Here is a 13454-nt window from a genome sequence, read left to right on the forward strand (position 1 = left end):
CCGCTCTAAAGTGCGACTGCCTCGATCCGGCGATCGACGAAGCGCAGTGCCGTGCGTCCGGCGATGAGGTCGAGCGCCGGCTCGCCGAAGAGTTCGCGCCGCCAGCCCTTGAGCGCCGGCACGTCCGCATCCTCGCCGGAAACGGCGATCTGCTCCAGGTCGTCGCCGCTGGCGACGATCTTGGTGGCGACGGCGTGCTTCTCGGCTACGAGCTTGAGAAGCACCTTGAGAAGGTCGATCGCCGCGGCACTGCCCTCGGGTGCCGAGCGCTGGCGCGGAAGCTTCGGCAGATCCTCCTTCGGCTTATCCAGCGCGTCCTGCACCAGCGCGACGATCGCCTGGCCCTGCTGCGAACGCTCGAAGCCACGCGAAACGCTGCGCAGGCGCGTCATCGCCTCGGCACTTGCCGGCTTCTGCTGGGCGATCTCGTAGATGCCGTCGTCCTTGATCACCCGACCGCGCGGCACGTTGCGTTCGCGTGCCTCGCGCTCGCGCCAGTCGGCGAGCGCCTGCATGATGGCGAGCTCGATCGGCTTGCGCACGCGCATCTTCAGCCGCTTCCAGGCGTCTTCCGGACGCGTATAGTAGGTCTCGCGTGATTCGAGGATCGCCATCTCCTCGTTCAGCCAGTGAGCGCGGCCCTCGCGCTCCAGCTCGGCGCTCAGGTGAAGGTAGACGTCGCGAAGATGCGTCACGTCGGCGAGCGCGTATTCGAGCTGCATGTCCGAAAGGGGTCGCCGGCGCCAGTCGGTGAAGCGCGAGGTCTTGTCGAGCTGCTCGCCGACCGTGCGTTTGACCAGCTGATCGTACGAGATCGAATCGCCGAAGCCGCACACCATCGCCGCCACCTGCGTGTCGAAGGTCGGGTGCGGGATCATGTCGGCGCGGTGGAAGATGATCTCGACGTCCTGCCGCGCGGCGTGAAAGACCTTGACGGTCGTCTCGTCGCCCATCAGCGCGAAGAACGGCGCGAGATCGATGTCGGGGGCGAGCGGATCGACGAGGACCGCCATGTCCGGTGCCGCCATCTGAATGAGGCAGAGCTCCGGCCAGTAGGTCGTCTCGCGGATGAATTCGGTATCGACGGTGACGAAGTCGGATCGGGCGAGGTCCCGGCACGCGGAAGCGAGCGCCTCGGTGGTCGTTATCATGTCCATGTGGCGCTCATAACGCATATGGACACGCTTGTCTCGCACGGGCGTGGGCGGCGATGCCGATCATGCGGTCGAAGACGTTCCGCCCGCATGCACCGGCACTGCTCGCCTTGACAAATCGCGGTCGCCATGCGCTTTTCCGCGCGATTTTCGGGCCGGTTCCGGCATCGTGCCGCCACCCGTTCGCCCGCCTTCGCACCAAGTTTCGGGAATTGCCCCATGCACCGCTACCGCAGCCACACCTGCGCCGCCCTCCGCAAGGCCGACGAGAACGAGACGGTCCGGCTTTCTGGCTGGGTCCATCGCGTGCGCGACCATGGAGGCTTGCTCTTCATCGACCTGCGCGACCATTACGGCATCACCCAGGTCGTCGCCGATCCCGATTCGCCAGCCTTTCCGGCGGCCGAAAAGGTGCGCGGCGAATGGGTCGTGCGCATCGACGGCCGCGTCAAGGTGCGCACGTCCGAAACGGTGAACCCGAACATGGAAACGGGCGACATCGAGGTCTACGCCGAGGAGATCGAGACCCTTTCGGCAGCGAAGGAACTGCCGCTGCCCGTCTTCGGCGAGCCGGACTATCCGGAGGATCTGCGCCTTCGATACCGCTTCCTGGACCTCAGGCGCGAAACGCTGCACGCCAACATCGTCCGGCGCACGCAGGTCATCGCCGCCATCCGCCGCAGGATGGGCGAGATCGGCTTCACGGAGTTCTCGACGCCGATCCTGACGACGTCCTCGCCGGAAGGTGCGCGCGACTTCCTCGTGCCGAGCCGCATCCACCAGGGCAAGTTCTACGCCCTGCCGCAGGCGCCCCAGCAGTACAAGCAGCTCATCATGGCGTCGGGCTTCGATCGCTACTTCCAGATCGCGCCGTGCTTCCGCGACGAGGACCCGCGCGCCGACCGGCTGCCCGGCGAGTTCTACCAGCTCGATCTGGAGATGAGCTTCGTCGAGCAGGAAGACGTGCTTGCGACGATGGAACCGGTCGTCCGCGACCTCTTCACCGAGTTCGCCGAGGGCCGGCCGGTCACCGAGACGCTGCCGCGCATTCCCTACGCCGAAGCGATCCGTAAATACGGCACGGACAAGCCGGACCTTCGGAACCCGATCGAGATGCAGGCCGTCACCGAGCATTTCGCCGGTTCCGGCTTCAAGGTCTTCGCAGGCATGATCGAGCGGGACCCGAAGGTGGAGGTCTGGGCGATCCCGGCCAAGACCGGCGGCAGCCGCGCTTTCTGCGACCGCATGAATTCCTGGGCGCAAGGCGAGGGTCAGCCGGGGCTCGGCTACATCTTCTGGCGCGAGGAGGACGGCGCGGTCACCGGTGCCGGTCCGCTAGCCAAGAACATCGGGCCGGAGCGCACCGAGACGATCCGCACGCAGATGGACCTCGAGGCGGGCGACGCCTGCTTCTTCGTGGCTGGCCTGCCGGCGAAGTTCCACGAGTTCGCCGGCGACGCGCGGGACCGCGTGGGCAGCGAACTCGAACTGACGGACCACGAGCGCTTCGCACTTGCCTGGATCGTCGACTTTCCGTTCTTCGAGTGGAACGACGACGAGAAGAAGGTCGATTTCGCGCACAACCCGTTCTCCATGCCGCAAGGTGGCATTGAAGCGCTCGAGGGCGAAGAGCCGCTCGGCATCAAGGCGTTCCAGTACGACATGGTCTGCAACGGCTACGAGATCGCTTCGGGCGGCATCCGCAACCATATACCGGAGCTGATGGTGAAGGCCTTCGGCACCGTTGGTCTCGACGAGACCGTGGTCGAGGAGCGTTTCGGCGGTCTCTACCGCGCCTTCCAGTATGGTGCGCCGCCGCATGGCGGCATGGCGGCGGGGATCGACCGCATCGTCATGCTGCTCGTCGGCGCGCGGAACCTGCGCGAGATCACCATGTTCCCGATGAACCAGCAGGCGCAGGACCTGCTGATGGGCGGTCCGAACGAGGCCTCCGTCGCGCAGCTCGCCGAACTCGGCCTGCGCGTCATTCCGAAGGCCAAACGCGAGGACTGAGCGGGCGAACGATCCCGCTTCGCCGCCGGCCGAAGTTTCGCTATACCAGCGGTTGGCGAAAGGGTTCGGCGATGCAGCGTATCGTGATCCTCGGCAATGCAGGAAGCGGCAAGTCGACGCTTGCACGCGAGGTCGGCGCCCGCGCGGGCCTGCCGGTGGTCCACCTCGACCGGCTCTTCTGGCGGCCGGGCTGGGGCAAGGCGACGCCGGCGGAGTTCCACGCCGACCTCGTCCGCGCGCATGCCGGGGAGCGATGGGTCAGCGAAGGCAACTATCACCGGCAAAGCTTCGCCATCCGCCTCGCGCGCGCCGATCTCGTCGTCTGGCTGGATACGCCGCGCGGCGTCTGCATGAAGCGCGTGCTCGTCCGCAGCTTCCTCGACCGGCCTCGGCCGGACATGGCCGACGGCTGCCGGGAACGTCTCGACGCGGATTTCGTGGTCTTCCTTCGCTACGTCTTCGGTTTCGACCGCACGGCCCGCCCGCGCATCGAGGCCGAACGGCTGCGCACGTCGCCGGACGTTCCCGTCACGCGACTTCGCGGACGGCGCCGCATCACGCGTTTCCTCCAGGCGCTTCCCGAACGCGTGACGCAGGGCGTGCCCCTCATGGACCGAGAGGCACGCGAGGGCTGAAAGTCTCTAGTCCTTGTCGTTCGCGCTCACATCGACGTCGAGCACGTCCGGCAGGCTCTGCGGCGAGGCCATGGCGGCACCGACGATGAGCGGAGCGGAAACGGGCTTTTCCGGATCGGCCTCGATCGTCAGGCTCTTCGGGTCGTCGAGGAAGGTGGAGACGGCCTTCTCGACCTTCTTCTCGAAACCGGGGTTCTTCAGCTTGCCGAGCGCCAGCGGCAGCATGGCCTTGGCCGCCTGCGCGATCTGGTCGCCGGAAACGCCCTGCTGTTTGCCGATGTAGGAAAGCACCTTGTTCGTCAGGGAATCGTCGTCGAAACGGATCTTGGCGCCGGTGAAGCTCAACTGCTGCATCAGGCCGAGCATGCCGATGCCGAGCGCCTTCTGCGCTTCCTTGTCGTCGGGGTTTGCCGCCGCCTTCGCTTGCAAGTCGCGCGTCTGTTCGATGAAGTCGCGCGTGTAGCCCGAAAACCCGAGCGACAGGTCGAGCGTGCCGACGTTCTTCAGCGTCAGCGCCAGTTTGCTCAGGTCCGCCTTGCCGCCGTCGGGAGACCACGAACCCTTCATCGTCATTTCGCCGTTCACGCTGTCGTAGCCCATCGCCTTGGCGGCCCGGCGCAGCTTCGAATCCCCGGCGTTATCGAGATAGATCGTCAGGTCTTCGACATCCGTGCTGCTTTCGTAGCCCTTGCCGGCCTGCTCGATGGTCGACTTCACGCCGGAACTCGTCACCAGCGGCTTGCCGTCCCGCGTTATGCGAACGTCGCCGGTGCTCGACGACGTGAACGAGGGGAAGAGGCCCGATCCTTCGTTCTTGCCCTTGTCGTCGTTCTTGTCGTCGCCCTTGCCCTGCGGCGGAACGACGAGGCCGTCGAGCTGGATGTCCTCGACCGAGACTGCGCCCTTCGCGCCGACCGGCCGGTCGATCTTCGGAATGCGCGTCGTATCGACGGTGTAGCCACCGCCGTCCGTTTCCTCGACGCCGGAGAACGTGACCTCGCCGAGGGGAACCGGCCCGGACGGCAGTTTCAGCGCCGTATCGTGCAGGATGACCGTATCGCCGTTCGTATCGAGCCTTGAATAGTCGAGCGTGCCGCCCGACCGCCCATAGGCCGCGTTCAGCGTGGTGACGAAGTCCTTGCCGTCGAGCGCGAGCGCGCTGCTCGCGAAGCCGAGGAGAAACGTGCCGGCGAGCGCGGCGCGGACATATGGCTTGGCGTGCATGGCGAAACCTCGCTTCTGGTCGGATCGGGAAGGGTCCGTGCCACCTCTTTGTGGCGGCCTCAAGCCCCATCGGGACGAAAGACCTACCGCAGGTGGGGGGACGCGTCCAGATTGCATGAAGAAGGGCACGCGGTCGTGATGGCACCTTTGCGCCCAGCGCGCGAGCGTCTATGGTCCCGCGCGGCGCCGTGCCGCTGTTTTACCCCTCGACGAAAGGCCCGCTCGTGCAGCGTCGTCCGTTTTGCCTCGTGCTCGCACTCTGCCTGCTCTTCGTCGCCGCAGCGGCCCATGCGCAGGAGCGCCGCTACGACGGCGTCCCCTATGCCGGCCCGCTCGCGCTCGACATCTACGTGCCGGCCGGGCCGCTTGAGCCCTTGCCGCAGCGAAAGCGAGGCGTCGTGGTCTATGTCCATGGCGGCGGATGGCTGAAGGGCGATCGAAAGCACGTCTACAAGATTCCCGAGTTCATCACCTCGCTCGGCTACGTCTTCGTAGCGATGGACTATCGGCTGGTGCCGGAAACCGACATCGAAGGCCAGACGCAGGACGTCGCCAGGGCGATCAACTGGGTTTCGCGCAACATCGCCGATTATGGCGGAGACCCGAACCGCATCGCCATCATGGGCCATTCCGCGGGCTCGCACCTCGTGACGATGGTCGCCGCACGCCACCTCGTGAACGTGCGTGCCGTCATCGCCGACGACGTGCAGGCTTACGACATGGTCGCCTACGACGCCATGCGCGGCTCGCTCGGCTATCCCTACAAGCAGGCCTTCGGCGAGGATCCGGCGGATTGGCGCAAATGGTCTCCGATCACCTATGCGCGGACCGCGCGCAACGTGCCGCCGCACCTGATGATGTATTCCGGCTCGAACGGCGAACGCCGGCAGGCGCTGACGACCGAGTACGCCCGCGTGCTTTCCTCGCGCGGTACCTATGTCTACGTCTTCGACGGCTCGGACTACACGCACGGCACCATCGCACGCTATCTGGGCCGGCTCGGAGATCGCGCGTCCGGCGTCGTCGCGCAGTTCCTGAAGCGCACGATCGGGCGGTAGGCATCGGCGGCGCTTCGGTCGTGCCGCGCATGTCAGTCGTGCTCCGTCGCGAGGCATCGATTCGCTGCGCGGAAGATCGAATGCGATTGGTTTTGCCTGGCTCGCGATGACGCGGGCAGGTGCCTTTTCCCCGGCATCCGTAGCGAGATCGAACGGAAGCGATCGACCTTCTCAGGCGCATCCGCACCTCGACCAACAATTCAATTGACTATTACTAAATTATGGTATCTTACTCAAAAAATAGCAATAATTGCGCGTGAGCGACGGTTTAACCGCGCTGAATTGTCGGTTTTATATCCAGCATGTCGGTTTGTGAAAGAATGGAATCTCCGCCCCGGTCGGCGGATCGTGCGGTCGGCATGCGTACAGATGGTGCGGTATTTCCGCGTTTGGGATTCGGCTGTTCTGCCTTGATGGGACGGCTTGGTCTTGCCGCTTCGCAGCGTATCGTCGATGCTGCCTTCGACGCCGGCATCACCCATTTCGATACGGCGCGCGCGTACGGCTACGGTGAGGCCGAACGCGCGCTCGCCGGTCTTCTCTCCCGTAACCGCGCCGCTATCACCGTCACGACGAAGGTCGGCATCCTGCCGCCGCGGCGCTCGCCGCTCATCTCCGCAGCGCGCGGAGCTGCGCGTTTCACCGTCGGCATGGTTCCGGGGTCGAGGGCGCTCCTGCGCCGCGGCGCGGCGGCGACCGTGCGCCATGGCGCGTTCGGCATCGATTCGCTGCGTGCGAGCTTCGAGACGAGCCTCGGCGAGCTTTCGATCGATGCCGTGGACTGCCTGCTCGCGCACGATTGCGACGCTGCCGATCTCGCCGACGGCGAGGTTCGCGCGTTTCTGGAGGAGCAGAAAGCGAAGGGCCGCACCGGCATGATTGGCACGGCGACGGGTGTCGAGCAGACCCGGAACTGCCTCACCGTGTGGCCCGACACCTTCGACGTGGTCCAGTTCGGCTCGGATGCGGCGAGCCGCGCTTCTGCGAAGGTCGAACGCCCCGCGAACACGCATACCATCACCCATTCGGCCATCACCGGCATTCTCCCCGGCATCCTGGAGAAGCTCGATCGCGACGAGGCCGAGCGCCGGCGCTGGAGCCGGACGCTCGGCATCGATGTGGACGATTCACGTGCGCTCGGCCTGGTCCTGTTGCGCCATGCCCTCGATGCGAACCCGAACGGTACGGTGCTCTTCTCGTCCACGAACATCGAAACCATCCAGCGCAGCACTCGCCTGCTTGCCGAAGACCTCGTTACGGCCGAACAGGCGCAGGTGCTCGAAGGGCTGATCGCGGAGTGGCGCGGGCCATGATCGAGAACAACGACGCGATTGCCGGAGACGAAAGCGTCGCGGCGGATCTGTGCATCGTCGGTGCGGGCCCGGCCGGCATCGCGCTCGCACGTGAACTCGTCGGCTCGCGCATGAAGGTCGTTCTCGTCGAAAGCGGCAATCTCGAAATCGAGCCTTTGTCCCAGAAATTGAACGAGGCGGTCGTCTCGGGCCTGCCCTTCACCGGGCACGCGGAGGGAAGGGGTCGTGCCTTCGGCGGCAGCGCACGGCTATGGGCCGGCCAGTGCCTTCCGCTCGATCCGATCGATCTGGAAGAACGACCCTGGGTCCGGCACAGCGGCTGGCCGATCGCCTATGGCGAACTCGAACCCTACTGGCGCCGCGCCGAGCGCTTCTTTGGCGTGGAAGGCGAGAGTTACGGGGCCAGGACCTACCGTCCCTTCGGGCTCGCCGCGCCGGCATGGGACCCGCGCGTGGTCGAGGCGATGTTCACCGTCTACACGCCGAGCGTCGACACGGGCAGGGCGCATATCCGCGCGTTCCGCAACGCGACGAACCTGCGCGTCCTCGTCAACGCGACGGTGAGCGAGATCCGGACGGACGCGACGGGCCGCAAGGTGGAAGGCGTCACGGTAAGCAACGCTTCGGGCGCCGAACGGACGATCCTCGCGCGGCGCGTGGTCCTGTGCGGCGGCGCGCTCGAAAATGCCCGGCTTCTGCTTCTCTCGCGCAGCGCGAACCCGAAGGGCCTCGGCAACACGCACGATCTCGTCGGCCGGTTCTTTCAGGATCATCCGAACGGCCTGACGGCGGTGCTCGAAGGCGACGGTGCCGATCTTCAGGAGCGGTTCCGGCTGCTCTATGCCCGCTCGCGCCGTTACTTCCCCAAGCTCAAGCTGTCGGAGGCCCTTCAGCGCGAAGCCCGCGTGCTGAACGCGAACGCGCACCTCGTCTTCGACTATCCGCCGGGTGGCGGGCTCGATACGCTGCGCACCGTCGTCCATGCGCTGCGCCGGCGCGATCTCGGCGCGGAAACTCGCCGTCAGGTCCTGCGCCTGCCGCGCCACGCCGGCGAGATCGTCGGTGCCGCCATCCAGCACCGGCGCGGACGCTCGCCGATCGCCGAGCCGACCTCGGTGCACCTGCAGTGCTATCTGGAGCAGGAGCCCGACCCCGAAAGCCGGGTAACGCTGAGCACGCAGCGCAGCGATGCGCACGGTAGCCCCATGCTCGACATCAACTGGACGTTCGGCGAACTGGAACAGCGAACGCTGAAGACCGTCACGGAAGCCATCTGCGGCGAGTTCGAACGCCTGCGTCTCGGTCGCCTGAAACCGTTGCCGTGGCTCGAAGGACCGCGCGAAGGCTACGCGAGCCACCTTCGTGACGGCTATCACCACGCTGGAACGACACGCATGGCGCGCTCGCCGGAAGAAGGCGTCGTCGATGCCGATTGCGCGGTCTTCGACGTCGACGGCCTCTACGCCTGCGGCGGTTCCGTCTTCCCGACATCGGGCTACGCCAACCCGACCCTGACGATCGTCGCCCTCGCCATCCGCTTGGCCGACCATCTCGGCGAGCGGTTCCGGCAGTCCGGCATGGAAGGCGGAACGGCAGCGCGGGATCGCAGAACGGCAACGCTCGAACAGGTTGAGCGGTAACGCGGTGGCGTGCTGGTATGAGTTCAGTCGGCGGGGAGTTCGTCAGGTGGCTAGGCGACAGCGCTGGCTACGATGTCCGGATACCGACCGATAACCTTCACATAGGCAACGGCGAAATCCGGCGGTGTAGCGCGCGCCTGCTCCCAGTCGCGCAACGTACCGACCGGAACGCGGAAGCGACTGGCGAACTCCGACTGCGAGAGGCCGAGCTTGGTTCGTGTCGTGCGGATCAGACGCGCACGCTGACCACGGTCGAGCGCTTCGACCGTCACGTCGAAATCCTCGGCATCGGCTTGATCAGTCGGCAGTGCGATAGGCGCGTTCTTCACCCTTATTGCCCCTTCTTACCGATATGAAACGTGGCAGGTCGTCCCGCCAAACGAAAACGGCGGTAAACATCTTCTGCTCGACCACACCGATCACCTTGAACCGCTGTTCTCCGTCGAACTCTCGTGTCAAGGGCAAGATCAAATAACTGGCGTCCTTCAAAATTCGATCGCCGAAAGCCAGCGGCAGCCTGTGCTTCTCGCGGTTGACCACATCCTTCTTTGGATCGAACCTATCTTTTATCGTCAACCATTTGTACGGGAATTCCGTATCCTATGCAAATAGCGATGTCCGCAGATCCTTGCGATGAGCTATAGGGTCGACAACCTTTCCGTTACCAGCTTGCTGGCATTCCTTCGGAACGGCGTGGTGGTACTGGGATGAAATGTGAGCTTTGGGGTGGAGAGCGGACCGGCAAGTTTGGACGTAGTTCGTTGCGACAGTTGCCGTTCGATTACCCGCCTATAGTGATGCCGGCTGAACTATAAGAAGCGGCTTCGATCGCGGTAGAATGGAAGATTGGTCGTGCGGATTACGGTCTTGGGCTGCGGCGCTACCTACGGCGTCCCAATTGCTGGCGGTGTGTGGGGGCGGTGTGACCCGTCGAACCCAAAGAACGAACGAATGCGGCCATCGGTCCTAGTTTTCGAGGACCAGCGATCCCTGATGATCGACATCGGTCCAGACTTCCGCCGACAGACCACGAAAGCGAAGATCGTCCCGGATGCGATCGTGATTACCCATGGACATTGGGATCACATCGCAGGCATTGGCGAACTTCCCTACTACATGGAAATGGCGCTACGGCGCAATCTAGATATCTATGCCGACGACGCGACGATGAAGTGCGTCGTCGGCATGTTTCCCTATCTCTTCGCGCACGAGGTCGTGGCCACGGACACTCGCACGATCTCGTTCGGCGACGATGACGAGTATCGGATCATTTGGCATCGCATTCGGGCTGGCGAAGCCTTCGAGGCGAATGGCTTCCATGTTCTACCGTTCTCCCAGCACCATGGCGGTTCGGACAGTCTCGGTCTGCGTATCCGGAATTTCGTCTACAGCCCGGACGTGAAGTCTTTTCCGACGGAGAGCCTTCCTCTTCTCTCGAACATCGAAACCTGGATGCTCGACTGCGACTATTGGGAACCATCCTCATCGCATGGCGATCCGCGAACCGTCGTCGAACTGGTCGATCGGTTCGCGCCAAAGAGGGTCTTCCTTACGCATATGGACGAGAAGATGGACTACGCCACGCTGCAATCGTGGTTCGAGGATCGGGGATATGGTCAGGTCGCTCCTGCCTTCGACGGCATGGAGATTTCCATTCCGGAGACGACGGAAGTAGCGGGGATGTCCGCTCTCCAGAGCGTCCGAACCGATGTTGGACGTCTCTAATGGGTCGCATAGACGACGTAGTCGCTTATCTTTCTCATGCCGTGTTCCCAAATCCTTGCCAACCCGCACCCCTCACGCTACCCCGTAACCCATGGGAAAGTCCGTAGACACGCCGGAATCCGGTAGGAATCCGTACGAACCGATCGATCTGAAGACGGCGCTCGAGGAGCGGTATCTGGCCTATGCGCTGTCGACGATCACGCAGCGCGCGTTGCCGGATGTGCGCGACGGCATGAAGCCGGTGCATCGGCGGATCGTCTATGCGATGCGCGAGATGGGGCTTCGCTCCAACGGGTCGTTCCGCAAATGCGCCAAGATCGTCGGCGAGGTGATGGGTAACTACCATCCCCATGGCGACCAGGCGATCTACGATGCGCTGGTGCGGCTGGCGCAGGATTTCGCCGTGCGTTACCCGCTCGTCAACGGGCAGGGGAACTTCGGCAATATCGACGGCGATAATGCCGCGGCGATGCGCTACACCGAATCGAAGATGACGGCGGTCGCCGAGCTTCTGCTCGAAGGCATCAACGAGGATGCCGTCGATTTCCGCTCCACCTATGACGAGGAGGGCAGCGAGCCGTCCGTGCTGCCGGGCGCCTTTCCGAACCTGCTCGCCAACGGCTCGTCGGGCATCGCCGTCGGCATGGCGACCTCGATCCCGCCGCACAACGCCGCCGAACTGTGCGAGGCGGCCCTTCACCTGATCAAGCATCCGAACGCCTCGCTCGACAAGTTGGTCGACCTCGTGCCTGGCCCGGACCTGCCGACGGGCGGCATCCTCGTTGACGACCGGGCGACGATCACCGAGGCGTATCGCACGGGGCGCGGCGGTTTCCGCGTCCGCGCGCGCTGGGAGAAGGAGGATCTCGGGCGCGGCGGCTACCAGATCGTCGTCACCGAAATTCCCTATCAGGTGCAAAAGGCACGGCTGATCGAGAAGGTCGCCGAGCTTTTGATCGCGCGCCGGTTGCCGCTGCTCGACGACATCCGCGACGAGTCGGCCGAAGACGTGCGCGTCGTGCTCGTGCCGAAGAGCCGTTCGGTCGATCCGGCCCTTCTCATGGAGCAACTCTTCAAGCTCACCGACTTCGAGACGCGCCTGCAGCTCAACATGAACGTGTTGAGCATGGGTCGGGTGCCGAGGGTCATGGCGCTGCCGGAAGTGCTGCGCGAGTGGTTGGACCATCGCAAGGACGTGCTTCAACGCCGCTCCCGTCACCGGCTGGCGCAGATCGAGCGGCGGCTGGAAATCCTCGGCGGCTACCTCGTCGCCTATCTTAACATCGACGAGGTGATCGCGATCATCCGCGAGGAGGACGAGCCGAAGCCCGTCATGATGGCGCGCTTCGAACTGACGGACCTGCAGGCGGAATCGATCCTCAACATGCGGCTGCGCTCGCTGCGCAAGCTCGAGGAGTTCGAGATCCGCAAGGAGTTCGACAACCTCACGCAGGAAAAGGCGGACATCGAGGCGCTGCTCGCCTCCGACGACCAGCAGTGGAAGACGATCGCCTGGGAAATCGGCGAGGTGAAGAAGACCTTCGGCAAGAACACCGAACTCGGCCGCCGCCGCTCGGATTTCGCCGAGGCGGCCGAGATCGATCTGGAGACGATCCAGAACGCGATGATCGAGAAGGAGCCCGTCACCGTCGTCGTGTCGGAGAAGGGCTGGATCCGCGCACTGAAGGGCCATATCGCCGACTTCGCGACGCTGACCTTCAAGGAGGGCGACGCGCTGAAGGTGGCGTTCCCTGCCCATACGACCGACAAGCTGATCGTCGTCGGCACGGCGGGCCGCGTCTATACGCTCGCCGCCGACCGGCTGCCCGGCGGGCGCGGCCATGGCGAGCCGCTGCGCCTCATGGTCGACATGGACAACGATCAGGACGTGCTGACCGCCTTCGTCCACGATCCCGAACGCCGGCTACTCTTTGCTTCCACCGCCGGCAACGGCTTCGTGGTCGAGGAAAGGGAGATCGTCGCCAACACCCGCAAGGGCAAGCAGGTGATGAACGTGAAGGCCCCGGACCAGGCGAAGCTCGTCGTCACGGTCGCGGGCGACACGATCGCTGTCGTCGGCGAAAACCGCAAGCTTCTCGTCTTCCCGCTCGTCCAGGTGCCGGAGATGACGCGTGGCAAGGGCGTGCGCCTCCAGCGCTACAAGGACGGCGGTATCGCCGACCTGAAGTGCTTCGCGATGGAGGAAGGTCTCGGCTGGACCGACAGTGCGGGCCGCAGCCATACGCGCACTCGCGAGGAACTGACGGACTGGCTCGGCGACCGTGCGCAGGCCGGCCGCATGGCGCCGCGTGGCTTCCCGCGCTCGGGCCGATTCGTCGGGTAGGGCATTCTCCAGCTTTACGGATCCGGTCCGGCATTGCGAACGACGCGGAAGACAAAGCGCTCCGGTTCGCCTTAGAGCCTTTCAAGTTTATACGGAAGCGCTCTGTTCGATCGTGCCGGTTTCCCACGCGAAGGCGATCGCAGCGCGATGTGGTTCATCGGGCAAGATCGCCGACAGTAAGGTGGAGAAGCAAACGAGCCAGTGACTCGTTTGCCCGCCGAACGGGAGAGCGGCACGGTCGAACCCTTCGGGCCGATCCTGTTTGCGCCATGACGCTTCGACGGATGGCTCGACCGTACCACCAGTACGCTCGTCGCCATCCGTCTCGGTCCTGACGCAAACAGGGTC

12 protein-coding genes are annotated in these 13454 nt (G+C 64.6%); 7 read left to right on the forward strand and 5 right to left on the reverse strand.

The window, feature by feature from the left end:
• Positions 1-5: 5 nt before the first annotated feature.
• The gene (rnd, locus tag FJU11_RS02490; RefSeq protein WP_141165452.1) at positions 6-1151 is read right to left on the reverse strand and encodes a ribonuclease D; all 1146 of its coding nucleotides are present in this window, start codon (positions 1149-1151) and stop codon (positions 6-8) included.
• A 222-nt stretch (positions 1152-1373) separates the two neighbouring features.
• On the opposite strand from rnd, the gene aspS reads away from it, so the two are divergent.
• Both aspS and FJU11_RS02500 read left to right on the forward strand, forming a co-directional pair.
• The gene (gene aspS / locus FJU11_RS02495) at positions 1374-3167 is read left to right on the forward strand and encodes an aspartate--tRNA ligase (RefSeq protein ID WP_141165428.1); all 1794 of its coding nucleotides are present in this window, start codon (positions 1374-1376) and stop codon (positions 3165-3167) included.
• 71 nt (positions 3168-3238) lie between these two features.
• A complete protein-coding gene (locus FJU11_RS02500; RefSeq protein ID WP_141165429.1) occupies positions 3239-3802 on the forward strand; it encodes a P-loop NTPase family protein in 564 nt (187 codons plus the stop codon).
• 6 nt (positions 3803-3808) lie between these two features.
• On the opposite strand, the gene FJU11_RS02505 is transcribed toward FJU11_RS02500, so the two are convergent.
• Positions 3809-5026: a hypothetical protein gene (locus tag FJU11_RS02505; protein ID WP_141165430.1), complete on the reverse strand. Its 1218-nt coding sequence runs from the start codon at positions 5024-5026 to the stop codon at positions 3809-3811.
• Between the two features lie 224 nt (positions 5027-5250).
• Here FJU11_RS02505 and FJU11_RS02510 point away from each other — a divergent pair, with 224 nt between their 5' ends.
• The 3 genes from FJU11_RS02510 to FJU11_RS02520 all read left to right on the forward strand — a co-directional run bounded on the left by FJU11_RS02510 (position 5251) and on the right by FJU11_RS02520 (position 9037).
• Positions 5251-6084, forward strand: a complete 834-nt coding sequence (locus tag FJU11_RS02510; RefSeq protein ID WP_235890775.1) for an alpha/beta hydrolase — start codon at positions 5251-5253, stop codon at positions 6082-6084.
• Between the two features lie 359 nt (positions 6085-6443).
• Positions 6444-7397, forward strand: a complete 954-nt coding sequence (locus FJU11_RS02515) for an aldo/keto reductase (protein WP_268935182.1) — start codon at positions 6444-6446, stop codon at positions 7395-7397.
• On the forward strand, positions 7394-9037 hold the full coding sequence (locus tag FJU11_RS02520) for an FAD-dependent oxidoreductase (RefSeq protein WP_141165433.1): 1644 nt from the start codon (positions 7394-7396) through the stop codon (positions 9035-9037). Before FJU11_RS02515 ends, FJU11_RS02520 begins: the two co-directional genes overlap by 4 nt.
• A gap of 50 nt (positions 9038-9087) precedes the next feature.
• On the opposite strand, the gene FJU11_RS02525 is transcribed toward FJU11_RS02520, so the two are convergent.
• Together FJU11_RS02525 and FJU11_RS02530 are read right to left on the reverse strand one after the other, a co-directional pair.
• Entirely contained in the window at positions 9088-9366 is a 279-nt protein-coding gene (locus tag FJU11_RS02525; RefSeq protein ID WP_141165434.1) for a helix-turn-helix domain-containing protein, read from the reverse strand.
• Positions 9335-9577, reverse strand: coding sequence for a BrnT family toxin (locus tag FJU11_RS02530; protein WP_235890777.1), 243 nt, complete (start codon positions 9575-9577; stop codon positions 9335-9337). Before FJU11_RS02530 ends, FJU11_RS02525 begins: the two co-directional genes overlap by 32 nt.
• Before the next feature lie 312 nt (positions 9578-9889).
• Here FJU11_RS02530 and FJU11_RS02535 point away from each other — a divergent pair, with 312 nt between their 5' ends.
• Both FJU11_RS02535 and parC read left to right on the forward strand, forming a co-directional pair.
• Positions 9890-10762: an MBL fold metallo-hydrolase gene (locus tag FJU11_RS02535; protein ID WP_141165435.1), complete on the forward strand. Its 873-nt coding sequence runs from the start codon at positions 9890-9892 to the stop codon at positions 10760-10762.
• Between the two features lie 91 nt (positions 10763-10853).
• On the forward strand, positions 10854-13106 hold the full coding sequence (gene parC / locus FJU11_RS02540; protein WP_141165436.1) for a DNA topoisomerase IV subunit A: 2253 nt from the start codon (positions 10854-10856) through the stop codon (positions 13104-13106).
• Between the two features lie 87 nt (positions 13107-13193).
• On the opposite strand, the gene FJU11_RS18435 is transcribed toward parC, so the two are convergent.
• A partial coding sequence (locus FJU11_RS18435) for a hypothetical protein (RefSeq protein WP_210242829.1) occupies positions 13194-13454 on the reverse strand: 261 nt, incomplete at its 5' end.

Origin of the sequence: Pararhizobium mangrovi (assembly GCF_006516965.1) — a bacterium.
In the GTDB taxonomy this organism is placed as follows: Bacteria; Pseudomonadota; Alphaproteobacteria; order Rhizobiales; family Rhizobiaceae; genus Pararhizobium_B; species Pararhizobium_B mangrovi.

Bases quoted from the DNA above. Each gene is read 5' to 3' on its own strand.
- FJU11_RS02500 (WP_141165429.1), top strand. From the start codon at position 3,239: ATGCAGCGTATCGTGATCCTCGGCAATGCAGGAAGCGGCAAGTCGACG.
- parC (WP_141165436.1), top strand. From the start codon at position 10,854: ATGGGAAAGTCCGTAGACACGCCGGAATCCGGTAGGAATCCGTACGAA.
- FJU11_RS02520 (WP_141165433.1), top strand. From the start codon at position 7,394: ATGATCGAGAACAACGACGCGATTGCCGGAGACGAAAGCGTCGCGGCG.
- aspS (WP_141165428.1), top strand. From the start codon at position 1,374: ATGCACCGCTACCGCAGCCACACCTGCGCCGCCCTCCGCAAGGCCGAC.
- rnd (WP_141165452.1), bottom strand. From the start codon at position 1,151: ATGATAACGACCACCGAGGCGCTCGCTTCCGCGTGCCGGGACCTCGCC.
- FJU11_RS02515 (WP_268935182.1), top strand. From the start codon at position 6,444: ATGCGTACAGATGGTGCGGTATTTCCGCGTTTGGGATTCGGCTGTTCT.
- FJU11_RS02505 (WP_141165430.1), bottom strand. From the start codon at position 5,026: ATGCACGCCAAGCCATATGTCCGCGCCGCGCTCGCCGGCACGTTTCTC.